Raw genomic sequence first — 22,637 nt, 5'->3', positions numbered from 1 at the left:
TTTTCGCGTGACCCTTTCCAACGACCTCATGGAACTGAAAGAAGACAAGATCCGCGAGAAATACGCCTTTGCGGAAGCAATGCTCCAGGGCTTCGACCACACCCCGCGTATCGCCAAGAAGTCGGATGCACCCGTTGCACAGGACCGTTCGCCCGGCCTCGGCGCCCGCCGGCGGTTCCGCTCCACGACGCCCGGCCTCGTCACGCGCTCCACGGCCCGTCCCGAAGGTGTGCAACTTTCAAACCGCATTCTGGAATGCGACGACGATGCTCTGACCACCCCGCTTCAGGCGAGCGTTCTGCGGTCCCTGCGCCGGGCGCTGGCTGTCGCCCAGGTGGCGTCCGACCAGTTTGCCGACCAGACCGGCCTTGCCGAGCTAAAGCGCGCCAATCTTGCCGGAACGCTGGACGCCTCGCAGAAGATGCGGTTCCAGGATCTTCTGTCGGCAACGGCCATGATTGCGCTGCACGTCTTTGCCAACATGACGGACTTCCTCCTGTCGGGGCTCTCAGCCGAAACCGGTGAAACCGAAGTCCAGTGCCGCGACGTCGAGGAAATCCTTTTCGACAACGACCAGCTCGCCCTTCATGGTGTTCTCTGGGAGCTGGACCAGGAAATTGCCGCCGCCGCGATTGAAACCGATGCCCAGTTGATCGGCCTGGTGACGTCCTTCTGCGAACAGCTGATGGAAAAGGTGACACTTCGCGCGGAAGGCGTCAGCGTGCTGCAGGCATTCTCGGAAAGCCGTTACCGCGTGGAAGCGGACAATTTCGAGATCACCGGCTTCACGCCTTCCGCACGCGCGCACTCGACCACGCTCGCCATGGCGTTCAAGAAGCCGGAAGAAGTCGTCGGCAACCACATCGCCAAATACCAGGCGATGAAGCTTGCCAAGATGCTGATGGCCTACGATTTCGACCGCAAGCTCAACCCGTTCGCGGAACTCGGCGGCTTCATCTTCACCTTCATGGGCGACGGCAAACCGGGCACCGGCAAGACAACCCTGATCCAGATGATGGCCGGCATGGTCAACGACTATTGTCAGGTCGCCGGCTATCCGTTCCGCTATCAGAACCTCTCCACGGAAAGCATCGACAGCTACCAGGGCAAGTCTGCCCAGAATGCCAAGGCCTTCATCCGCAATGTCACCGACCCGAATGTGATCGGTTTCGGCACCATCGACGACATAGACCAGCTTGCCGGCAAGCGCGGCGATCGCCAGTCCTCCGCCGGACAGCTGGAAATTACAGCGGTCCTGATGGAGAGCTTTGCCGGTGCCAACACGGTGGTGCGCGGCAACTGCACGTTCGGCATGTTCTCCAACTATCCGGAGAACGTCGATGACGCCCTGCGTCAGCGCGCCGGTGCCCGCTTCCTGGTCGACGGCCCGCAAAGCCGCGAGGACTACATCGACATCCTGCATCTGCTGATGGGCAAGAACCACTCGATTCCAGTCGGCGACCATGATCTTTTCGAGGCCCAGGCCCTGAAGAAGGCCGTTGCGGCGTCCTACGAGCGTCACTCCCGGCCACAGGAAGATGCGCTGACAAAGGTGTTCGACAACGTACGGGCTGAAATCGGTGACCTGGACACGATCGCCAAGCTCGGTACCTACCTGAAGGCCATCCAGCAAGCGGACGAACGTTTCACCGGCCGGGCGATCAAGAACATCACCGATGCCGTGAAAGTGCGGGCGATGGACTTCGAATTGCCGGATGCCTGGATGGAAGATCCGGAACTATTCCTGTTCAAGGACTACGAGACCAAGAAGGCGATGATCGCCGACCTGGCGCAGCCGATCACCGTCGATATGGTCATCCAGGAAATCAACCGCTACGCGGACAGCGAATTCCGCTATGCGGACAAGTCGGACGAGGTTGCCATCGAGAATGCCGTGCGCGAGATGCAGCGCATGGAAGAAGCCAAGCGCCGCTACATGGAAATCACGCGCATATGATGAGGCTCGTCAAACATGGCTTGATGTTCGGTAACCTCTACGAGGTCTCCGCACCGTCCATGGTGGCCCGCTACAACCGCGCGCTGGAGCACCTGACCGGCAAGCGAACGGCGCTCGAGGCCTTTCACGTCGACATCTCCGGATTTTCCCCGGAGATCGGCGATGAACTGGACGACATCCACTACCTCAATCCGCACGGCTGCAATCGGCAGTTCATTCTGCTGTCGATCGAACAGAAGACCGCACCGTTGTTGAACGCGCGGTTCTCCACGTCGCGTTCGATCCTGAAACGCTTCATCGAGGACAATGAGGAACAGCTCTTTGCGCTTTCGATCCGCGATTGCGTCGTCGGTGAACTGGTCAACTCGATCTATTCCATCACCTCGCCGCAGGACCTGTTTTATATCAGGGCGATCGAGGTGGAGGCGGACACCGTCGGCGGGCATTCCGAAGCAGGTGACGAACTGGCCGACAAGATCGAAGCCTTCATGAGCGAGCCCGACGGCTGGTGGGACGATGTGCTGATCGCGGACATGATCGAGCTTTCCAAGCACACCGGCGACATCATCCGCACCCCCTTGGCGATCAGTTCGAAAAGCTATGAGCAGGGAAATTTCCATACCTCCCATTTCGGCGGCCTCTACATCTTTCGCGATGTGAAGGAAACCGCATGCATCGCCTCCAGGCGCATGGACATTGTCGTCGACCTGCCCGTGAAGCACCTCTTCAGCCTGGAAGACCGCTACGAGGTGGCCGATTTCCTCAATCGAAACCAGTTGGTGGAGCCTATCCTCGATGCAGGCGGCAGCGTCGCCAAGAGCCTTTTGAAACAGAAACTGGACTTCATCGTCATCGACACGGCCGCCAGCCAGGGCGAGGATCTGTCGGACGTCTCGCGGCGCGATCTGCGCGCTTTGAGACGCAAGTATCACCAGCAGCTCCCCGCGGAATATCACGCCCTCAACGACATCGTGCACAGGCTGGAGCTGAAAGACGACAAGCTGTGGGTCGAACCGGAAAACGCAGCCTATTTCTACCTGCTTCGCTCGCGCAATCACCGCGACAAGAACCTGGTCAACATGCTGCTGGCCGAATTGACGCCGCTTGACTTCCGCCAGCTTTTCATTTGTCACAAGGACGCATTCTACGGTCATTACCGAAGCTGGGGTGAGGCCAAGAAGAACTACGCGGCCCAGTTCCTTGCGGAAGAATATATGGTCGACAAGGTCGGCACGCGGCTGGAGCTGTTCGGACCGGAGGCCGCCATGGTGGAAGAAGACCAGGCCGACTACGGCTTCGGCAGGAACATGGGGCCGTGGGGTGCAATCCCCGAGGAACAAGACGGTGAGGACGGCGCACGATGAAGTGGATCAAATGGATAATCGGCATTCCGCTCCTGCTGATCCTTGTCGCCTTCCTCCATTACACGTTGCCGGGACGTGATGTGGTTCGCATCGTCGGCACCGACGTGAAGCGCATGGACATCGGCGCTTCGTCGCTCTTCTGGGCCGCCCCCGATGCAGGTACCAACAAGAACTGGACAAGGGACGTCCGCTTCATCAACACGGTCTGGCCGAACGGCAAGCCAAGGGTCTACCGCAACGAAGACACCGATTGGGGCTGGCCGCCCTATTTCAAGTTCGACAGCAGCAACATCACCGCCCAGGCGCAGGATCTGGCCAAGAAAAGCGATGATGTCTGGATCGCCGTCACCCACTATGGCTGGCGTGTGGAGCTGTTCACGATCTTTCCCAATGCCATCAGCATCGAGGTTGTCTCCGGGCCGGATGTCTTCCTGATCCCCTGGTTCAATATCCTGTTCGTCGTGGTGCTTGTCGCTCTCGCCTATCTGGTCATCAAGACCGTCAACGCCTTCAAGAAACGCCGGATCGACCCGGTAGTCGACGGTATCGACGACTTCATGGACGATGTCGGCGATAGCGCCGAGCAGGCCCGCGCCAGCGCCCATCGTCGCGCTAGTGAAGCCACGAGCGGCTTCCGCCGATGGCTGAAACGCTGGTTCGGTTGACGGGACCGGAACGGCATGCCTCTCTGTCGGCCGTGCTCTCTGCACCGCCCTCATCCTGAGGAGGACCGCCAGGTCCGTCTCGAAGGATGGGCTTCATACTCCTGAGCAAGCGGCCCATCCTTCGAGACGACGCTTGCGCGCCTCCTCAGGATGAGGTCGTTCGTTTTAACCTTCCAATCGGCAGGAACCCCGAGTTTGAATCAGCCAATCGACCTAGTCATCTTCGACTGCGACGGTGTTCTCATCGACAGCGAAGTCATCAGCGCGCGCATGCTGGTGGCTGAACTCGCGACGCGGAACGTCCACATCACCATGGACTACGTCGCTCACCATTTCCTGGGTCGAAGCTATCCGGTTGTCCTGCAGCAGATCCGCAAGGAATTCGGTGTCGACCTGCCGCCGGAATTCGAAACCGCCTACCGGGCAAGCCTTCTCAGCGCCTTTGAAGCGGAGCTCAGACCGATCGACGGCGTGCGGGAGGTGATCGAGAACCTTGGCGTGGACTATTGCCTTGCGACCAGTTCCAGCCCGCCGCGGCTCGCCAGATCGCTGGAGATAACCGGGCTGACGGATCTCTTTGCCGGCCGTACCACCACGGCTTCCGAAGTCGCTCACGGCAAACCCGCGCCGGACCTGTTCCTGCTGGCAGCGGAAAAACATGGCGTCGCACCGGAGCGCTGCCTGGTGATCGAGGACAGCGAAAACGGCATCAAGGCAGGGCTTGCCGCCGGTATGGAAGTCTACCGTTTCATTGGCGGTTCGCACCTTGCCGGACTTCTGAATTCGGCGACTGCCACGGCGGGTGCCGCGCAACTGTTTGCATCTTTCGGCGAATTCTTTCAGCTTAGGCCGGATCTGAAGAACAACGGCAACTAAGATGAAACAGAAAATTCCTGCCGAGGCATCCCGTCTCGATGACGCCGCCCGCGCCGGCTGGTTATACTATGTTGCCGGCAACACCCAGGACGAGATCGCCCGCAAGCTCGGCGTATCCCGCCAATCGGCACAGCGGCTGGTTTCGCTTGCAGTCAGTGAACGGCTGATCAAGGTGCGGCTCGACCACCCGATCGCCAACTGCATGGAACTGAGCACCCGCCTGACGGAACGCTTCGGCCTGCAGAGCTGCGAAGTGGTCCCCAGCGACCCGGACGCCCCGTCCTCCACGGTTGGCATTGCCCAGGCGGCCGCCACCGAGATGGAACGTCATTTCCGCTCCCAGAAACCCAAGATCATCGCCTACGGCACGGGCCGCACCTTGCGCGCTTCGGTGGATCAATTGCCGATGATGGATTGTCCGCAGCACCGCATCGTCTCGCTTCTGGGCAACATGATGTCGGACGGCTCGGCCTCGGCCTATAACGTCATCATCCGGCTTGCCGACCGCATCAATGCCCGGCACTACCCGATGCCTCTGCCCGTATTCGCCCGCTCCCGCGAGGAACTGCAACTGCTGCATAACCAGGAAGCGGTGCACAATATCCTCGATCTCATCCGGCAGGCGGACGTTACTTTCGTGGGTATCGGCAACATGGGACCGACTGCACCATTGACGGTCGACGGATTCGTCAGTCACGACGAAATGCGCGCACTGGAGAAAGCCGGTGCCATCGGCGAGATCACGAGCTGGGTCTACGACCGAAAAGGCGCGCTGGTCGAAGGACTTACCAATGACCTGGTAGCCAGTGCCCCCCTGCTGCCGGCCGGAGAGAAACCGGTCTACGGAATTGCGGCGGGCGACGGCAAGGTGCCGGCCATGCTGGGAGCGTTGAACGGCAAATTTGTCAATTGCCTGATCACCAACGAGACGACGGCTGAGCAATTGCTCAAGCTCTGAGCGATTTCCCAATATAAATAACTATATGTATTTTAAAGGCTTTTCGCAGTGCAGCGAGAAGCCTTTTTTGTTTTAGGCGATTCACATCTTGACTCGGGGTGGGAATTGGAGCGAATATTTGCCCGCAAGAATGGCAAATGCCCAATCTCGCTTGGGAGGAAAATATGGCATTTCATACCCGTGCGCTCCTCAGCGCATGTGCAATGGCGGCTCTGTGCGCATCCGCATCTGCAGAAACAATCACCATCGCGACCGTGAACAACGGCGACATGATCCGCATGCAGGGTCTGACGAAGGACTTCACCGACAAGAACCCTGACATCGAAGTCAAATGGCTGACCATGGAGGAGAACGTTCTCCGCCAGCGCGTCACCACTGACGTCGCCACCAAGGGCGGTCAGTTCGACGTCATGACCATCGGCACCTATGAAGTTCCGATCTGGGGCAAGCAGGGCTGGCTCGTTTCCCTGAACGACCTGCCGGAAAGCTACGACGCGGACGACATCCTGCCGGCCATCCGTGGCGGCCTGACCGTTGACGGCGAGCTCTATGCGGCACCGTTCTACGGCGAAAGCTCCATGGTCATGTACCGCAAGGACCTGATGGAAAAAGCCGGCCTGGAAATGCCGGAAGCCCCGACCTGGGACTTTATCGTCGAAGCCGCCAAGGCAATGACGGACAAGGAAAACGAAGTCTACGGCATCTGCCTGCGCGGCAAGGCCGGCTGGGGTGAAAACATGGCGTTCCTGACGGCCATGGCGAACTCTTACGGCGCCCGCTGGTTCGACATGGACTGGAAGCCGCAGTTCGACACGCCGCAATGGAAAGAAGCTCTTACCACCTATCTCGACGTGATGAACGAAGCAGGCCCTCCGGGCGCTTCTTCCAACGGCTTCAACGAAAACCTGGCCCTGTTCCAGACCGGCAAGTGCGGCATGTGGATCGACGCCACCGTGGCAGCCTCCTTCGTGACCAACCCGAAGGACAGCCAGGTTGCTGACAAGGTCGGCTTTGCTCTGGCACCGGACAAGGGCCTCGGCAAACGCGGGAACTGGCTCTGGGCATGGTCGCTGGCCATTCCGGCCGGCACCCAGAAGGAAGCTGCTGCGAAGAAGTTCATCGAGTGGGCGACTTCCAAGGAATACCTGGAGCTGGTTGCAGCCGAAGAAGGCTGGGCGAACGTTCCCCCGGGAACCCGTACGTCTCTTTATGAGAACCCGGAATACCAGAAAGTTCCGTTCGCAAAGATGACGCTGGACAGCATCAACTCTGCTGATCCGCAGAATCCGACCGTCGATCCGGTTCCGTATGTCGGCGTGCAGTTCGTCGCCATTCCGGAATTCCAGGGCATGGCAACCGTTGTCGGCCAGGCATTCTCGGCAGCTCTTGCTGGCTCGATGGATGCGGACGCTGCACTGGCTGCTGCCCAGGCGACCGCTGAACGCGAAATGAAGAAGGCCGGTTACCTCAAGTAGAAGCCTTCGCGGACCGGCGGGTGCCTGCCCGTCCCGCCGGTCTCCTCCTTTCTGTTCCGCGTGAGCTCTGGCTCTGACCGAGCAAAGGTCGCATCATGGCTACCCAACATTCACGGGCGGCGGCCCGTTTGATGATCTCTCCGGCAGTTCTGCTGCTGCTGGGTTGGATGATCATCCCGCTCTCGATGACCCTCTATTTCTCTTTCCTGCGCTACAACCTGCTCATTCCGGGAATGGAAGAGTGGACCGGCTGGACCAACTACGAGTTCTTCCTCACCGATCCGGCTTTCTTTGCAGCGCTGAAGAACACCCTGCTGCTCGTTGGCGGCGTCCTTCTCATCACCATTGTCGGCGGCGTGCTGTTGGCCCTGCTGCTCGACCAGCCCTTCTGGGGCCAGGGGATCGTGCGCATTCTGGTGATTGCCCCGTTCTTCGTCATGCCCACCGTCTCCGCGCTGGTGTGGAAGAACATGTTCATGAACCCGGTCAACGGCCTGTTCGCATACTTTGCGAAGTTTCTGGGGCTGCAACCGTTCGACTTTCTTTCGCATGCACCGCTGTTTTCGATCATCCTGATCGTCGCCTGGCAGTGGTTGCCCTTTGCGACGCTCATTCTGCTTACCGCCCTGCAATCGCTGGACAGCGAACAGCTGGAAGCGGCCGAAATGGACGGCGCCAATTTCCTGAACCGCTTCGTGTTCATCATGGTGCCGCACCTGGCGCGTTCGATCACCGTCGTGATCCTGATCCAGACGATCTTCCTGCTGTCGGTCTTCGCGGAAATTCTCGTCACCACCAATGGCGGTCCGGGCTATGCCTCGACCAACCTCACCTACCTGATCTACGCCCAGTCGCTGCTGCAGTTCGACGTCGGCGGCGGATCGGCCGGCGGTGTGGTCGCCATTATCCTCGCCAACATCGTTGCGATCTTCCTGATGCGGATGATCGGCAAGAACCTGGAGGCCTGACCCATGGCGCGCGCAGTCTCCAACCGCCGCAAGGCTCTCGTCACCGTATGTGCGTGGGCCGTCGGCATCGCCATCTTCTTCCCGATCCTGTGGACCGTGCTGACCAGCTTCAAGACGGAAGCGGAAGCCATTGCGTCTCCTCCTAGCTTCCTGTTTTTCGACTGGACGCTGGAAAACTACAGCACGGTCCAGGAGCGTTCGGACTATTTCCGGCACTTCTCCAACTCGGTCATCATTTCCTTCGGCTCCACCCTTCTGGGTCTGCTGATCGCGATACCGGCGGCCTGGTCCATGGCCTTCGTGCCGGGCAAGCGCACCAAGGACGTCCTGATGTGGATGCTGTCCACCAAGATGCTTCCGCCGGTGGGTGTGCTGATCCCGATCTATCTCCTGTTCCGGGATACCGGTCTCCTCGACACGCGTGTCGGCCTCGTGATGGTGCTTACCCTCATCAACCTGCCGATCATCGTCTGGATGCTGTTCACCTACTTCCGCGAAATTCCGGGCGAGATCCTGGAAGCCGCGCGGATGGACGGTGCGGAGCTGTGGTCCGAGATCATCTACGTGCTGACACCCATGGCGGTGCCCGGCATTGCCTCGACCCTGCTACTGAACATCATCCTGTCCTGGAACGAAGCGTTCTGGACCTTGAACCTAACGGCGGTCGACGCCGCCCCCCTCACCGCTTTCATTGCCAGCTATTCCAGCCCGGAAGGCCTGTTCTACGCAAAACTGAGCGCTGCCTCGACGATGGCGATCGCCCCGATCCTCATCATCGGCTGGTTCAGCCAGAAGCAGCTCGTACGCGGCCTGACCTTCGGCGCGGTTAAATAGGAGACCTGAACATGGGTCAGATAACCCTCAACCAGATTACCAAGAGCTTCGGCGACGTTCAGGTTATCCCGCCACTGGACCTGCAGATCAACGACGGCGAGTTCGTGGTGTTCGTCGGTCCGTCCGGCTGCGGCAAGTCCACGCTCCTGCGTCTCATTGCAGGCCTGGAGGATGTCTCGTCCGGTGACATCACCATCGACGGCAAGAACGCCACCGAAGTGCCGCCGGCAAAACGTGGCCTTGCCATGGTGTTCCAGTCCTACGCGCTCTATCCGCACATGTCGGTGCGCAAGAACATCGCCTTCCCGCTGCGCATGGCCGGCATCGACAAGGCGGCGCAGGACGCCAAGGTGACCGCAGCCGCCAAGGTGCTAAACCTGACGGATTACCTGGACCGTCGCCCGGGTCAGCTTTCCGGCGGTCAGCGCCAGCGTGTTGCCATCGGCCGCGCCATCGTGCGCGAACCGGCCGCCTTCCTGTTCGACGAACCCCTGTCGAACCTGGATGCGGCGCTGCGTGTCAACATGCGGCTCGAAATCTCCGAACTGCACCAGTCCCTCAAGACGACCATGATCTACGTGACCCACGACCAGGTGGAAGCCATGACCATGGCTGACAAGATCGTGGTGCTGCAGGCCGGCAAGATCGAGCAGGTCGGCTCGCCGCTGGAGCTTTATCACACGCCGCGCAACAAGTTCGTGGCCGGTTTCATCGGCTCGCCGAAGATGAACTTCCTGATGGGGTCCTTCGCCACCGAATACGATGCTGCCACGATCGGTATCCGCCCGGAGCATCTGACCGTCTCGCAAAGCGACGGCAAATGGGTCGGAAAGGTCGGCGTTTCGGAACATCTCGGATCCGACACCTTCCTTTATGTCGATATGGAAGGCGTCGACGAACCGATTACCGTGCGCTCCTCGGGCGAGATCGGGTTCCGCCATGGCGACACAGTTCACCTGACCCCGGCTCCTGACAAGATCCACCGCTTCGACAACCAGGGCCTGAGGATTGCATGAGCCGACTTGAAGGAAAATCCGCGCTGATCACGGGTTCGGCCCGGGGCATCGGCAAGGCCTTTGCCGCGCGGTTTGCAGAGGAAGGCGCCCAGGTGGCGATTGCCGATATCAACCTGGCCGGCGCAGAAGCGGCGGCCAGTGAGATCGGTCCGAATGCCTATGCCGTTCAGTTGGACGTCACCGACCAGTCGTCGATCGATGCTGCCATCGCCGCCGTTGAACAGAAGACCGGCGGGCTCGACATCCTGGTCAACAACGCCGCGCTATTCGATCTGGCACCGATTGTCGAGATCACCCGCGACAGCTACCAGCGCCTGTTCGACATCAACGTTTCCGGAACCCTGTTCATGATGCAGGCCTCGGCAAAGTCGATGATCAGGCGTGGTCAGGGCGGCAAGATCATAAACATGGCCAGCCAGGCAGGCCGGCGCGGTGAAGCGCTGGTGGGCATCTATTGCGCCACCAAGGCAGCGGTCATCAGCCTGACCCAGTCGGCAGGTCTCAACCTGATCGAACACGGCATCAACGTGAATGCCATCGCCCCCGGCGTCGTCGACGGCGAGCACTGGGACCATGTGGATTCGATGTTCGCGAAATACGAAGGCCTGCAGCCCGGCGAAAAGAAGGCAGCGGTCGGAGCCGCGGTGCCTTTCGGCCGCATGGGCACCGCCGAAGATCTCACCGGCATGGCCGTTTTCCTGGCGTCGAAAGACGCGGATTACATCGTATCGCAGACTTACAACGTCGATGGCGGCAACTGGATGAGCTGACCAATGACCCAGAACCTAAGTGAAACTGTGCTCAATTCTCTTCCCGAATCTGTCAAGGCACCGGCGTATCGCCGGTCGGACCTGACCCCCGGTATCCTTCACATCGGCGTCGGCAACTTCCATCGTGCGCATCAGGCCATCTACCTGAGCAAGCTGTTCGATCTCGGCGAAGGCCGTGATTGGGCCATCGTCGGCGCGGGCCTCAAGCCCTACGACAAGACCATGCGTGAACGCCTCCAGGCCCAGGACTGGCTGACGACCGTGGTCGAGCTCGACCCGGAAGGCCTTAGCGCGCAGGTCTGTGGCGCCATGATCGACTTCGTTGACGTGGATCCCCAGGCGCTGATCGCTCGCCTTGGTGAAGCCGATATCCGCATTGTCTCGCTGACGATCACCGAAGGCGGTTATTTCGTTGATCCGAACACCGGTGGCTTCGACGTCAATCATCCGGAAATCCAGGCGGATCTCGCCTCACCGGATAAGCCACAGACCGTGTTCGGCGTGCTCGTCGCCGCCCTGCTGGCCCGCCGCGACAAAGGCCTTGAACCCTTTACCGTGATGTCTTGCGACAACCTGCCCGAAAACGGCCATATGGCGAAACAGGCCGTTGCCGGTTTCGCCAGGGCCTTGTCGCCGGAAGCCGGAAGCTGGATTGCCGACAACGTCGCCTTTCCAAACGGCATGGTGGACTGCATCACCCCCGCGACCGGCGACCGCGAACGCGGCCTGGTTCAGGAACGCTTCGGCCTGACCGATGCGGCCCCTGTGGTCTGTGAACCCTTCCGCCAATGGGTGCTGGAGGATCATTTCCCTGCCGGTCGCCCGGCGCTGGAAAAGGTCGGCGTCGAATTCGTCGAGGACGTCGCTCCATACGAGCTGATGAAATTGCGCATTCTCAATGGCGGCCATGCGACCATCGCCTATCCGGGTGCGCTGCTGGGACACTACTTCGTCCATGACGCCATGGCCGATCCACTGATCTGCGCTTTCCTGAAAAAGCTGGAAGAAGACGAGATCCTGCCGACCGTTCCGGTAATTCCGGGGGTCAGCTTCGAGACCTATCTCACCACCGTGATGGACCGGTTCTCCAATCCGGCAGTGGGAGACACGATCCCCCGTCTCTGCCTTGACGGTTCCAACCGCCAGCCGAAGTTTATCCTGCCTTCTATCCAGGACCGCCTCGACAAGGGGCTGCCGGTGGCCGGCCTTGCCCTCGAAACGGCCCTTTGGTGCCGTTACTGCCTCGGCCACAACGAGGCTGGAGAACCGCATGTCATCGAGGACAACAATGCCGACATCCTGAAGGCCTGGGCACAGGGCGTTTACGCCGGCAAGCCGGCGCGCATCGAAATGCCGGAGCTCTTTGGAAGTCTCGCCTCCGACGAAACCTTCCTGAAGGCCTTCAGCTACGCCGCAGGCATGATCGCTGAAGATGGGGTGGCAGCAACTCTGAAAGCCTACCTCGACGGCCGCTTCGACAACGGCGCCGCTGCCCTCAAGGCGAACGTTCACTAGCAAACGAGGGATCACACTCGCGCCACCGTGTGCGCAATGTGATCCCATTTGCCTTTCAATTTGCCCTGTCCCGCTTACCTTGATGTCACTGACAGACGAGGATTTGACCTTCGCCTGCACGACGGAAAGCGGTAAGGCGGGATTACGGGCATGAGACAACTGAACAGACGGCACCTTCTGGCTGGCAGCGCGGCAATGGCATTGCTGCCGGGAACGGTGTTTGCGGCAGGCAACGACTTCTTCCGACTTGGCCTCGCCGAACCGGCCTTCGAAATCGAACCCAAACTCGACCTTCCCGATCTTGATGGCACCGTCCACACGCTTGCCGACTATTCCGGAAAGATCCTGCTCGTATCGTTCTGGGCGACATGGTGTCCGCCCTGCCGGAAGGAAATGCCGGGTCTGGCGCGTCTCAACCGGGAACTCGGTCCCGAAGGCTTTGCAGTGCTCGCCGTCAACGTAGGTGACCGGCAGGACCGGATCGAAGGTTTTCTGGACGAGATCGACCATGATGGCCTCACCGTCCTGATGGACACCGACAAGGCCATGCCGAGCACCTGGTTCCTGCGCGGTTTGCCGGTAACCTACGTCCTCGATGGCACCGGCAAGGTTGCCCTCGCCGCCATTGGCGACCGGGTGTGGGATTCAGAGGAAATGATCTCCGCGCTGCGCAGTTTGAAGACCGCCTGACCACGTCGAACATCACCAGGGTAAAAGACCACCCTCAGCCGTTGTCCATCGGCACGATCACAGGCCGTCCTCCACCCGGACGTGTCAGGATTTCCAGCGGAAAGTCATAAGCTTTCGACAACAACTCCGCCTGCATGACCTCGTCCCGCGCACCGAAGGCGAGACGGCGACCACCCTGCATGACCAGCACCCGGTCGGCAAAGGCAGCGGTCAGGTTGAGGTCGTGCATCACGGCGACGACGCCGCCACCACGCTTGGCGTAATCGGCTGCAAGCTGCATGATCTGGACCTGGTGCTTGATGTCGAGACTGGAGACCGGTTCGTCCAGGAACAGCCAATGCGGCAGGCCTTCTTGCGGAAGCGGGTCCCAGACCTGACACAACACCCGTGCAAGCTGCACCCGTTGCTGCTCGCCGCCGGACAGTTCCTGATAACTACGCCCTTCGAAGCCCGACAGGCCGACTTTCGCAAGGGCTTCGGCAATGCGCCGGGCACGGAAGGCTCGTTCCCGGCGGCTGGAGGTCAGGCCGAGACCGACCACTTCAGCCACGTTCAGGGGAAAGGAAATCTGGCTTGCCTGCGGCAGCACCCCGCGCATGGCGGCAAGCACTTCCGGTGACAGGCCACCGACCTCCAACCCTGCCAGCGTTATCCCGCCGGAGTAAGGCAGTTCACCGGTCATTGCCTTCATCAAGGTCGTCTTGCCGGAACCGCTCGGCCCGATGATCGCCAGCACTTCCCCTGCCTTTGCGTGAAAGGAAAGGTCCTGCACGATCCGGGTCTTGCCTGCCGAAACACCAACACGCTCGACAACAAGATCGGGTGTCAGCGCCGTGCCATTTTCAATTGTCCTGTGCAACATGACCACACCCTAAAGGCCTGTAAGGCCGCGCTTGCGCAGCAGGATCCAGAGGAAGAAGGGCGCACCGGCAAAGGCGGTGATGATACCGATGGGCATTTCCGCCGGTGCCACGATGGTGCGCGCCAGCGTATCGGCGGCTATCAGCAGGCAGGCGCCAAGAAGCGCTGCGGCCGGCAGCATGTAGCGATGGTCGGGACCGATTGTGAGACGAAGCAAATGCGGCACGACGATGCCGACAAAGCCGATTCCGCCGCTGACAGCAACGGAGGCGCCGGTTGCCGCCGCAACCAGCAGGATACTGAGGTTCTTGAGCCGCTGCACCTTGATGCCGATGTGCGAGGCGGCGGCTTCGCCAAGCGTCAGACCGTTGAGACCGCGTGCCAGGAACGGCACGCAGACCAGCATCGTGAGGATGATTGGCGCGGCAGAAGCGACCTTCTGCCAGTTGGATCCCGCGAGCGACCCAAGTCCCCAGAACTGCAGGTCGCGCAGCTCCTGGTCATCGGCCACATAAACCAACAGCCCTGTCATCGCACCGGTGAGCGCGCCGAGCGCAATGCCCGCCAGCAGCAATGTCGCAACTGACGTGACACCTCCGCGCGTGCCGATCCTGTAAAGAAGCAGCGTCGTGACGAGGCCGCCGGCAAAGGCTGCCAGCGGGACCGCATAGATACCCAGAAGCGCCATCACCGGCGCCAGTACGGTATTTCCAAGAACGATGAACGCGGCAGCGCCCAGGCCTGCCCCTGCCGAAACGCCGACAATGCCCGGATCTGCAAGCGGGTTTCGGAACAGCCCCTGCATCACGGCACCGGACACCGCCAGGGCCGCTCCAATGAGCGCTCCCAGCGTAACCCGGGGCAGGCGGATATCCATGAGAACGATCCAGTCCCTTGCCGAAACACCCTGCGGCACGCCCTCTCCCGCTCCCGAAAAATAGGACGGCACATGCGGCAGGAGCTCCAGAACCGGGATCGAGATCGGGCCGATGGCAAGGCTTCCCAGAACGACGAGACATGTCAGCACGGCGAGCAGCGCAATGACGGCCCGCGCGAGCGGAGCCCTGTCTCCGCGCTGCAGGTCCGCAAGCCCAAGGAGAGAGGAAATCCGTCCGCTTCTGGCGGGCAAGGCCGTATCGCTCATCAGTGCCATCAGCTTGCCGTATCCGCCAGACGGGTCGACAATTCACGGACCGCTTCTGCGGTGCGCGGACCGAACCCCAGCAGGAGCTGCCCGTTCATGCGGACAAGTCGCCTGTTCTTCCCTGCCGGCGTTTGCGCCACGGCCGGATGATCGAACACCGCATCACCGCTCGCCGCGTCTTCGCCGTCGCCGTGGCGGTCCATCATCAGAACGACGTCCGGTGCCGCACTGACGATCGCCTCGTCGCTGAGGATCTTGTAGCCGGAAAAGCCGGACGTCGCGTTTTCAGCACCCGCAAGCGCAAGTATGCCGTTGGCCGCAGTATCCGATCCGGCGGCAAGGATACGCCCGCCCTTTGTCGACAGGACAAAAAGAACACGAACGCCAGACGTCCGGCTTTCAGCGGCACGTTGTGCCTCGGCCAGATCTTCTTCAAGCTTGCCGGCAAGAGCATCGGCTTTCGCCTCGACGCCGAGCACTTCACCAACGACACGCACCTTCCGGATGATGCCTTCGGCGGTATATGCCTCCGGCACATCCGCCATCGCCACACCGGACTTGCGCAACACGTCCACCGTTTCCTGCGGCCCGCTGCCTTCCAGCATCAGGATCAGCTCCGGATTGACGGAGAGCACACCTTCCGGGGACAGCGCGCGCATGTACCCGACATCCGGAAGACTTGCCGCTTCCGACGGGAAGATGCTGGTGCTGTCGCGGGCAATCAGCCTCTTGTCTTCGCCCAGGGCGTAGACGATCTCCGTCACCGAACCGCCGATGGCGACAACAGTGCTGCTGTCCGGACTGCCCGTGCCTTCCGCAAACAGTGGCTTGCCGGGCAGGACCAGGGCTGCGACGGTCAGCGCGACAGCCGCCGAGACGCCGGAAAAACGCGAAAGAGACCCAATCATTCCGCTGCTCCCAGCTTTACCGCCCGATCCAGTTTCGGCAGGTTTTCGGCAAGGCCGCGCCAATCGGACCGTTCCTCGTTGCCCTCACCACGCACACCGAAGAACTGGATGATCTGCTGTCCTTCGCTGTCATAAGCTTCCACCGAGGTGACATGGCCGACATCCGCCGGTTTGCGCACGGCCCAGACCTCGTGGATGTGGTCGGTCCGCAGATGCAGATGGAAGGTCGGGTCCATCACGTTGATCCATGGCCCCCTATCCATCACCGTTGCCACCGCCCCGGAGTGGATCTGAATGCAACCGCGATTGCCGACAAAACACATGATCGGAATGTTTTCCGACGCTGCAAGACGCAACAAGGCCGGCACCGCCCCACGATCGAGCGGCCAGGCCCAGGCATCGCCCGCCAGTTCAAAGGCACTGACCCGGTCGAGGTCCAGATCCTTCAAAAGTCCGTGGAACTGATGCGGATCGGTCATCGCCTGCCAGCGGTCGCGCAGCACCGCTTCAGCTCCTTCGGATGCCTGTTTTCGGCTGAACGGTTTAGCTTCGCTCACTTGCGGCAACACATCCGGCGTCTGATCGTCCAGCACGAGCTTTTCAACCAGAGTGTTCCACGCATCCAGGTTCGTTTCCGCACGGGTGTGGATCTTCATCACCGCATCACCATGGGCATCGAAGAACTGCAGCGACCGGCGGACATCGTTGCCGTCGGCCTTTTCGACCGCAAAGCCATGCACCCAATTGGCCGGAAACATGCGCGTGTCGATCTGCTCGCCCAGCATCAGGGCCGCCCGTTTGCCGTTCACGAATTTCTCGAACGGCCCGATCTTCTCGTGCACCGCGCTCTCGTTGCGCGTCAGTGCCATGACCGTGCCGACGGTCTGCAACCCCGGAAACAGATCATCGAAACGCGGCGCGATGCGGCGCACGCCATGCCCTACGAAGCTGGCGACCAGCTCCGCTTCCGTAATGCCGAGTATCTGTGCCAGATCCCGCTCCCGCATCTTCGGATTGTCCGCGCGTGCCGCCCGGATGTCGGCTGCGCTCTGCCTGGTTTCAGAGGAGATCTGATCGGCATTCATGAGTTCTGTCCCCAATCGCTATGGTCTTCCTGCAGCCCGCTCTCAGTTTCCCGCCTCATCATCCCGTAACGTAAATTACTGAGATTATTAGGAGTTTTTGAATCATTCCAAAGAGACGCTTTTCCTCGGCGACCGCAATCTAATACTTGACTCCTATATTCATATTTCATTAGGAACACAATACCTGAGTCACTGACTCATGTTTAAAACGCTGTGTGAGAGGCAGCGAAAAGGACGCGAACAACGCGCACTCTTGGAGAATTTTTATGGGGCTCAAGAAGACCGGTAACACCCGCTTGATGGGTGGTGTTGCCCTTTGGGTTTTGGCTTTTAATTGCGGGGCAGCTGCACAGGATGCAGTCGCAGATGCAGCACCGGCGACACCCGTTGCCGAGCAGGATCAACCGGTATCGCAGCTACAACAGATCGTGGTCGGCGCCGGTGTGCCCAAAGTCGCGATCGATACTCCTCAGGCCGTCACCGTGCTGGGCCAGGAAGCCATCGACGACCTGCAACCGCGCTCGATCGGAGACGTCTTCCAGGAGATCCCGGGCGTCACGCCGATCGGCAGTAACTCGATCCTCGGCGAAAGCATCAATATCCGCGGTATCGGTGAAGCCCTTTCCGGTGACGAGACCCGGATCATCATGCAGGTAGACGGGGTCAACAAGTTTTTCGAACAGTACCGGATGGGGTCGTTCTTCTCCGATCCGGAACTCTATAAACAGATCGAAGTCCTGCGCGGACCGGCATCATCGACCCTTTATGGCGCCGGTGCGATGGGGGGTGTGATCACCTTCACCACAAAGGATGCCAGCGATTTCCTCGATCCGGGTGACCTGATCGGCGGCCGGCTGAAAACCTCCTGGGATTCGAACGGCAACGGCTGGCTGGGCAGCGCGATCGTCGCGGCGGAGCCGGTCAAGAACCTCGAGTTGCTCGGCGCCCTCAACTATCGGCAGTCTCAGGACATTACGGATGGCCAGGGCAACGAAGTTCCGGACACGGATTTCAACTCCATCAACGGTCTGATCAAGGCTCGTTACACCTTCGGGGAAAATGAAGACCAGTCCGTTTTCGCAAGTTACCAGAACTGGTCGAGTGACGAGGACAACCAGAACTACGACCAGATTGCCTGGGGTCCGGACTTTGGCGATGTTGACCGCACAGTGACGGATCAGACCGCGATCGTCGGTTATGCAAACGGGTTTTCAGGAAACGATCTGCTTGATGTGAAGGCCCAGTTCAGCTGGTCCGACACGCGGGTCGAGCAGAAGAACCAGGATCAGATCTGCGCCCAGTTCGCCCCGGCGCCCGCGCCGCCGACCTGCTATTACCCGTTTGGCTTCAATTCCGAATATTCCTACGAGACCTGGCAGGGCAAGGCCGACAACGTCGCAACGTTCCAGCTGGGCGAAGACTGGATGGCCTATGTCACGACCGGCATCGACGGCCAGTACCAGGAACGCCGCAATCCGCGTGATTTCGGCACCTATGTGCGCAGTGGTTCAGGGTCTCACCCGGAAGGCGAAACGGTCAACGTCGGCGGCTATGCGCAGGCCGAACTGGTGTGGAACGACCGCATCACCCTCATTCCCGGCATGCGGATCGACTACAGCAACGTGTCTGTCGGCAGCTACGTGGACGGCAGCGGCAACACCATCAACCTGAACGAGGAAAAGAGCGCCGTCGGCTACTCGCCAAAGCTTGCAGCCATGATCAAAATGTCCGAGTGGCTCGGCGTCTTCGGCTCCGTCGCCCATACCGAGCGTCTGCCGTCCCTCGACGAGGTGTTTTCGAACTACGTCGTCAACGATCTCGACAAGGAACTGTCGAACAACTTCGAGGCCGGTGTCACCTTTTCTTTCGATGACCTGATCATGGGCGGTGACGCTTTCCGCCTGAAGGGAACAGCGTTCCGCAACAACGTCACCAACTACTACGCCAGCTACTGGAACGGTTCGACGGTGGTGACGGAAATCATTCCGAAAGCCCGTTACGAAGGGCTTGAGCTGGAAGCCTCCTACTGGACCGAAAGCATCTACGGATCTCTCGGCGCCTCGCTGATCCGGGGCAACAACGTCAGCACCGGCGGCTACATGAATGCCGTCCCCGCCGACAGCGCCTTCCTCAAGATCGGCTACGTCTACCGTCCGTGGAACCTCGACTTCGGCTGGAAGGGCGACTTCTACGCCGCCCAGGACCGTGTGGGCGCCGACGAACAGGAAACCGCAGGCTACGTGCTGCATAACCTTTATGCGGCATGGAAACCGACCGACGGTTTCATGGCGGACAGTGAGGTCCGGTTCAACGTCGACAACGTGTTCGACAAGTCGTACCGGAACCACCTGAGTGAGGACGAAGGTGCAGGCCGCAGCTTCAAGCTGAGCTTCGCCAAGAAGTTCTGACCCTGCCCCATGACCCGCCGCCTGTCCCCGCGGGCGGCGGGTTTCAAGCCCGACGACGGCTGAGGACTGCGCATCGAAAAGCGCTCTCTTTCCCTTCTCAAAACGCTTTCATCAAAGTGACATCGACACCCTGTATTCAGTGTTGGAAACGTTTCCAAGACTGAAGGAGCCAAGGGTGAGATCGCGTCCGCCGACGATCAAGGATGTTGCCGAGCAGGCCGGTTGCGGCATTGCAACGGTGAGCCGCGTCCTCAACGGCACCGGCTCCGCCAGCGCCGACACCCGCCGGAAGGTTCTTTCGGCAGCAAATGCGCTCGGCTTCGAATTCAGCGCGCTTGGCCGGTCCCTGCAAAGCAGCTCGACAAAGACACTCGGCTGCATCGTCCCATCTCTCGCCAATCCCGTGTTTGCAGAAGTCGTCCAGGCCGCCCAGCAGGAAGCCCACCGCGAAGGCTATCAGCTCATTCTGGCATGTTCGGAATACGACGAAGTGCTGGAGCTTCAGGCCGCGCGCACCCTGATCGCCAAACAGGTCGACGGCCTTGTCCTGACGGTCAACAATGCGGCCGACAGCGAGGCTCTGGAGCTGATCCGGGATCGGAACCTTCCCTGCTGCCTCGTCTATAACCGCTCTTCTTTCGGCTTGCCCGCGTGGGCCGTCGACAACCGCGCCGCCGCGCGTGAAGTCGCAAGGGCCTTTCACAGCCAGGGGCACGTTCAAACCGGTTTTCTGGCCCTGCGGTTCCATCGCTCCGACCGCTCGCGTGAGCGCTACGAAGGCTTTGCCGCCGCATGCCGCGAGTTCGGCATGGCAGACCCGCTTCTTCTGGAAATCGAGGAGCAGGACGGCACTCTTCTGGAGTTGCTCGGCACGCTTCTGGCCGAACATCAGGCCCTGACCGGAATTTTCGCGTCGAACGACTTTCTCGCCCTTGCCGCCATGAAGGCCGCACGCGCACTCGGCAAGCGTATTCCCGACGATCTGTCGCTGGTCGGCTTTGACGGCATTTCCACCGGACTGCTGGTCGACCCTCATCTGGCGACGGTCGAAACAGATCCGCGCACCATGGGTCAGGGCGCCGTCAATTCCGTGCTGGCAAGGCTGCTGGACCGGCCCACCCCCGACCTGCCGTCCGCAGCCGCCACATTCAGTTTCCGCGCGGGAGGCAGCCTTGGCCCTCCCGTTCCCGGAAAAGCCGATGGCAGAGAAGCTGCCACTTCCCTGCCATCCAATGAGTAACCCCGAGACCTGCTTGAGATCGCTTCAGGAGTCACTGACATGAAACGTACACTTTTCGCATTGGCCATGACAATGGCGGCCGTCGTGCCGGCAAAGGCAGAAGATGCCATTTGCTATAACTGCCCGCCGCAATGGGCCGACTGGGCATCGATGCTGGAAGCCATCAATGAGAAGCTCGGCATTGCCATGCCGCATGACAACAAGAATTCCGGCCAGACCCTCAGCCAGCTTCTGGCCGAGAAGGCCGCGCCGGTCGCCGACGTTGCCTATTACGGCGTGACCACTGGCATCAAGGCCGGCAACGAAGGTGTCGTCACCGCCTATAAGCCGGCCGGTTTCGATGACATCCCCGAAGGCCTGAAGGACCCGGAAGGCAAGTGGTTTGCCGTTCACTACGGCACCCTCGGCATGTTCGTGAATGTCGACGCGCTCGGCGGCGCACCGGTGCCGCAGTGCTTCGCCGATCTGAAGAAGCCGGAATACCGCGGCATGGTCGGCTACCTTGATCCGTCTTCCGCCTTTGTCGGCTATGCGGGAGCGGTTGCCGTCAACCTGGCATTCGGCGGTGATCTGGAAAACTTCGATCCGGCCATCAGCTACTTCAAGGAACTGGCCGAAAACGATCCGATCGTTCCCAAGCAGACCTCTTTCGCGCGCGTCGTGTCCGGCGAAATCCCGATCCTCTTCGACTATGACTTCAACGCCTATCGCGGCAAATACGAAGAAGACGGCAACTTCGAATTCGTGCTGCCGTGCGAAGGTTCCGTGCGCGTTCCCTACGTGATGAGCCTGGTGGCAGGCGCACCGCATGAAGAAGCCGGCAAGAAGGTTCTGGACTTCATCCTTTCCGACGAAGGCCAGGCGATCTGGACCAATGCCTACCTGCAGCCGTCCCGCCCGGTGGAACTGCCGGCCGAAGTCGCCGCGAAGTTCCTGCCTGCAAGCGACTACGAGCGCGCGGTTGCCGTCGATTATGCCCACATGGAACGCGCCCAGGCCGGTTTCGGCGAGCGTTACCTGAACGAAGTCAAATAAAATTCTGACCTTGCGGGCCGGAGCGCATCGGCGTTCCGGCCCGTTTTCCCGAAGGCATTCTTCATGTCCGACAGAACATTCGTGACCGCCTGCCTTGTACCGCTGGCGGTATTCGCCCTCGCTTTTCTGGCTCTGCCGCTGGTGCGCCTGGTTCAGGCTTCCTTTGAATCGGAAGTCGGCTGGCACATCTACCTGCAGATCCTGCAAACGCCTCGATATCTTGAAACGCTGATCAACACGGTGCTCGTGTCACTGGCGGTCAGCCTTTCCGCGCTCGCTCTGGCGACCACCGCCGGCCTGTTCCTGGCGCGAAACCGGTTCATCGGACGCGGCCTGCTGCTCTCCGTCCTGACCCTGCCGCTGGCCTTTCCGGGCGTCGTCATCGGCTTCCTGATCATCCTCCTGGGAGGACGCCAGGGGCTGTTCAACCAGCTATTGCCCGGGCACATCGTGTTCGCCTATTCGCTGACAGGCCTCTTTCTCGGCTATCTCTATTTTTCCATCCCGCGCGTCCTGCTGACGGTGATGGCCGCCGTTGAAAAACTCGACCCCGCACTGGAAGAAGCCGCCCGCACCCTGGGCGCATCGCCGTGGCGCATTGTCATCGACGTGATCCTGCCCGGTCTTGCCCCGTCCCTCGTTGCCGCCGGTGCAATCGCCTTTGCCACTGCCATGGGAGCCTTCGGAACCGCCTTCACGCTGGCCACCAATATCGATGTCCTGCCGATGGTGATCTATACCGAATTCACCCTGTCGGCGAACATCGCCATGGCGTCAGCCCTGTCCGTTCTGCTGGGCCTTGTGACCTGGGCCCTGCTTTACATCGCCCGCAGTTTTGCGGGAACAACGGTTGCGGCGGGAGGCTGAC

The 22,637-nt window shown here is 60.6% G+C and carries 20 protein-coding genes; 16 read left to right on the top strand and 4 right to left on the bottom strand.

Annotated elements, in window-relative coordinates; genetic code table 11:
* The first annotated feature begins 7 nt into the window (after nt 1-7).
* The 12 genes from FIV03_RS12170 (at nt 8) to FIV03_RS12115 (ending at nt 13,088) form a co-directional block, all read left to right on the top strand.
* Nucleotides 8-1,957: an ATP-binding protein gene (locus tag FIV03_RS12170; protein WP_152509719.1), complete on the top strand. Its 1,950-nt coding sequence runs from the start codon at nt 8-10 to the stop codon at nt 1,955-1,957.
* Entirely contained in the window at nt 1,954-3,321 is a 1,368-nt protein-coding gene (locus FIV03_RS12165) for a DUF6638 family protein (RefSeq protein ID WP_152509718.1), read from the top strand. The genes FIV03_RS12170 and FIV03_RS12165 overlap by 4 nt, the downstream gene beginning before the upstream one ends.
* Nucleotides 3,318-3,986 (top strand): DUF1523 family protein, encoded by a 669-nt coding sequence (locus FIV03_RS12160; protein WP_152509717.1) that lies wholly within the window; start codon nt 3,318-3,320, stop codon nt 3,984-3,986. The genes FIV03_RS12165 and FIV03_RS12160 overlap by 4 nt, the downstream gene beginning before the upstream one ends.
* Nucleotides 3,987-4,181: 195 nt before the next feature.
* Complete coding sequence (locus tag FIV03_RS12155) at nt 4,182-4,862, top strand: HAD family hydrolase (protein WP_208984234.1); 681 nt, start codon at nt 4,182-4,184, stop codon at nt 4,860-4,862.
* A 1-nt stretch (nt 4,863) separates the two neighbouring features.
* On the top strand, nt 4,864-5,820 hold the full coding sequence (locus FIV03_RS12150; RefSeq protein ID WP_023003162.1) for a sugar-binding transcriptional regulator: 957 nt from the start codon (nt 4,864-4,866) through the stop codon (nt 5,818-5,820).
* A gap of 203 nt (nt 5,821-6,023) precedes the next feature.
* Nucleotides 6,024-7,295 carry a sugar ABC transporter substrate-binding protein gene (locus FIV03_RS12145; RefSeq protein WP_208992187.1) on the top strand — a complete coding sequence of 424 codons (1,272 nt, stop codon included), beginning with the start codon at nt 6,024-6,026 and terminating at the stop codon, nt 7,293-7,295.
* A 95-nt stretch (nt 7,296-7,390) separates the two neighbouring features.
* On the top strand, nt 7,391-8,263 hold the full coding sequence (locus FIV03_RS12140; protein ID WP_031270353.1) for a sugar ABC transporter permease: 873 nt from the start codon (nt 7,391-7,393) through the stop codon (nt 8,261-8,263).
* Nucleotides 8,264-8,266: 3 nt separating this feature from the next.
* The gene (locus tag FIV03_RS12135; RefSeq protein WP_023003159.1) at nt 8,267-9,097 is read left to right on the top strand and encodes a carbohydrate ABC transporter permease; all 831 of its coding nucleotides are present in this window, start codon (nt 8,267-8,269) and stop codon (nt 9,095-9,097) included.
* Nucleotides 9,098-9,108: 11 nt separating this feature from the next.
* Nucleotides 9,109-10,113, top strand: a complete 1,005-nt coding sequence (locus tag FIV03_RS12130; RefSeq protein ID WP_152509716.1) for an ABC transporter ATP-binding protein — start codon at nt 9,109-9,111, stop codon at nt 10,111-10,113.
* Nucleotides 10,110-10,883 (top strand): L-iditol 2-dehydrogenase, encoded by a 774-nt coding sequence (locus tag FIV03_RS12125; protein WP_152509715.1) that lies wholly within the window; start codon nt 10,110-10,112, stop codon nt 10,881-10,883. The genes FIV03_RS12130 and FIV03_RS12125 overlap by 4 nt, the downstream gene beginning before the upstream one ends.
* A gap of 3 nt (nt 10,884-10,886) precedes the next feature.
* Nucleotides 10,887-12,398 carry a mannitol dehydrogenase family protein gene (locus FIV03_RS12120; protein WP_152509714.1) on the top strand — a complete coding sequence of 504 codons (1,512 nt, stop codon included), beginning with the start codon at nt 10,887-10,889 and terminating at the stop codon, nt 12,396-12,398.
* 150 nt (nt 12,399-12,548) lie between these two features.
* The gene (locus tag FIV03_RS12115; RefSeq protein WP_152509713.1) at nt 12,549-13,088 is read left to right on the top strand and encodes a TlpA disulfide reductase family protein; all 540 of its coding nucleotides are present in this window, start codon (nt 12,549-12,551) and stop codon (nt 13,086-13,088) included.
* A gap of 34 nt (nt 13,089-13,122) precedes the next feature.
* Here FIV03_RS12115 and FIV03_RS12110 read toward each other — a convergent pair whose 3' ends face one another.
* Genes FIV03_RS12110 through FIV03_RS12095 form a run of 4 tightly spaced genes read right to left on the bottom strand, consistent with a single transcriptional unit; the run spans nt 13,123 to nt 17,086 of the window.
* Nucleotides 13,123-13,950: a heme ABC transporter ATP-binding protein gene (locus FIV03_RS12110; RefSeq protein WP_152509712.1), complete on the bottom strand. Its 828-nt coding sequence runs from the start codon at nt 13,948-13,950 to the stop codon at nt 13,123-13,125.
* 9 nt (nt 13,951-13,959) lie between these two features.
* Nucleotides 13,960-15,093 carry an iron ABC transporter permease gene (locus FIV03_RS12105; RefSeq protein WP_152511915.1) on the bottom strand — a complete coding sequence of 378 codons (1,134 nt, stop codon included), beginning with the start codon at nt 15,091-15,093 and terminating at the stop codon, nt 13,960-13,962.
* An 8-nt stretch (nt 15,094-15,101) separates the two neighbouring features.
* Nucleotides 15,102-16,001 (bottom strand): ABC transporter substrate-binding protein, encoded by a 900-nt coding sequence (locus FIV03_RS12100; protein WP_173013829.1) that lies wholly within the window; start codon nt 15,999-16,001, stop codon nt 15,102-15,104.
* Nucleotides 15,998-17,086: a ChuX/HutX family heme-like substrate-binding protein gene (locus FIV03_RS12095; protein WP_152509711.1), complete on the bottom strand. Its 1,089-nt coding sequence runs from the start codon at nt 17,084-17,086 to the stop codon at nt 15,998-16,000. The genes FIV03_RS12100 and FIV03_RS12095 overlap by 4 nt, the downstream gene beginning before the upstream one ends.
* A gap of 266 nt (nt 17,087-17,352) precedes the next feature.
* Here FIV03_RS12095 and FIV03_RS12090 point away from each other — a divergent pair, with 266 nt between their 5' ends.
* The 4 genes from FIV03_RS12090 to FIV03_RS12075 all read left to right on the top strand — a co-directional run bounded on the left by FIV03_RS12090 (nt 17,353) and on the right by FIV03_RS12075 (nt 22,636).
* Nucleotides 17,353-19,494 (top strand): TonB-dependent receptor, encoded by a 2,142-nt coding sequence (locus FIV03_RS12090; RefSeq protein ID WP_152509710.1) that lies wholly within the window; start codon nt 17,353-17,355, stop codon nt 19,492-19,494.
* Nucleotides 19,495-19,669: 175 nt separating this feature from the next.
* Nucleotides 19,670-20,734, top strand: coding sequence for a LacI family DNA-binding transcriptional regulator (locus FIV03_RS12085; protein ID WP_152509709.1), 1,065 nt, complete (start codon nt 19,670-19,672; stop codon nt 20,732-20,734).
* A 39-nt stretch (nt 20,735-20,773) separates the two neighbouring features.
* Entirely contained in the window at nt 20,774-21,769 is a 996-nt protein-coding gene (locus FIV03_RS12080; protein WP_209009957.1) for an ABC transporter substrate-binding protein, read from the top strand.
* Nucleotides 21,770-21,832: 63 nt separating this feature from the next.
* Nucleotides 21,833-22,636: an ABC transporter permease gene (locus tag FIV03_RS12075; protein WP_152509708.1), complete on the top strand. Its 804-nt coding sequence runs from the start codon at nt 21,833-21,835 to the stop codon at nt 22,634-22,636.
* Nucleotide 22,637 lies beyond the last annotated feature (1 nt).

The sequence above is a fragment of the Labrenzia sp. THAF187b genome, assembly GCF_009363375.1.
GTDB lineage: Bacteria > Pseudomonadota > Alphaproteobacteria > Rhizobiales > Stappiaceae > Roseibium > Roseibium algicola.
The sequence above is the reverse complement of the archived record's forward strand: the minus strand, read 5'-3'. Positions and strand labels throughout refer to the sequence as shown.

Coding starts and splice junctions, on each gene's coding strand:
- FIV03_RS12165 (WP_152509718.1), top strand. CDS start 1,954: ATGATGAGGCTCGTCAAACATGGCTTGATGTTCGGTAACCTCTACGAG.
- FIV03_RS12160 (WP_152509717.1), top strand. CDS start 3,318: ATGAAGTGGATCAAATGGATAATCGGCATTCCGCTCCTGCTGATCCTT.
- FIV03_RS12150 (WP_023003162.1), top strand. CDS start 4,864: ATGAAACAGAAAATTCCTGCCGAGGCATCCCGTCTCGATGACGCCGCC.
- FIV03_RS12145 (WP_208992187.1), top strand. CDS start 6,024: ATGGCGGCTCTGTGCGCATCCGCATCTGCAGAAACAATCACCATCGCG.
- FIV03_RS12140 (WP_031270353.1), top strand. CDS start 7,391: ATGGCTACCCAACATTCACGGGCGGCGGCCCGTTTGATGATCTCTCCG.
- FIV03_RS12135 (WP_023003159.1), top strand. CDS start 8,267: ATGGCGCGCGCAGTCTCCAACCGCCGCAAGGCTCTCGTCACCGTATGT.
- FIV03_RS12130 (WP_152509716.1), top strand. CDS start 9,109: ATGGGTCAGATAACCCTCAACCAGATTACCAAGAGCTTCGGCGACGTT.
- FIV03_RS12125 (WP_152509715.1), top strand. CDS start 10,110: ATGAGCCGACTTGAAGGAAAATCCGCGCTGATCACGGGTTCGGCCCGG.
- FIV03_RS12120 (WP_152509714.1), top strand. CDS start 10,887: ATGACCCAGAACCTAAGTGAAACTGTGCTCAATTCTCTTCCCGAATCT.
- FIV03_RS12115 (WP_152509713.1), top strand. CDS start 12,549: ATGAGACAACTGAACAGACGGCACCTTCTGGCTGGCAGCGCGGCAATG.
- FIV03_RS12110 (WP_152509712.1), bottom strand. CDS start 13,950: ATGTTGCACAGGACAATTGAAAATGGCACGGCGCTGACACCCGATCTT.
- FIV03_RS12105 (WP_152511915.1), bottom strand. CDS start 15,093: ATGAGCGATACGGCCTTGCCCGCCAGAAGCGGACGGATTTCCTCTCTC.
- FIV03_RS12100 (WP_173013829.1), bottom strand. CDS start 16,001: ATGATTGGGTCTCTTTCGCGTTTTTCCGGCGTCTCGGCGGCTGTCGCG.
- FIV03_RS12095 (WP_152509711.1), bottom strand. CDS start 17,086: ATGAATGCCGATCAGATCTCCTCTGAAACCAGGCAGAGCGCAGCCGAC.
- FIV03_RS12090 (WP_152509710.1), top strand. CDS start 17,353: ATGGGGCTCAAGAAGACCGGTAACACCCGCTTGATGGGTGGTGTTGCC.
- FIV03_RS12080 (WP_209009957.1), top strand. CDS start 20,774: ATGAAACGTACACTTTTCGCATTGGCCATGACAATGGCGGCCGTCGTG.
- FIV03_RS12075 (WP_152509708.1), top strand. CDS start 21,833: ATGTCCGACAGAACATTCGTGACCGCCTGCCTTGTACCGCTGGCGGTA.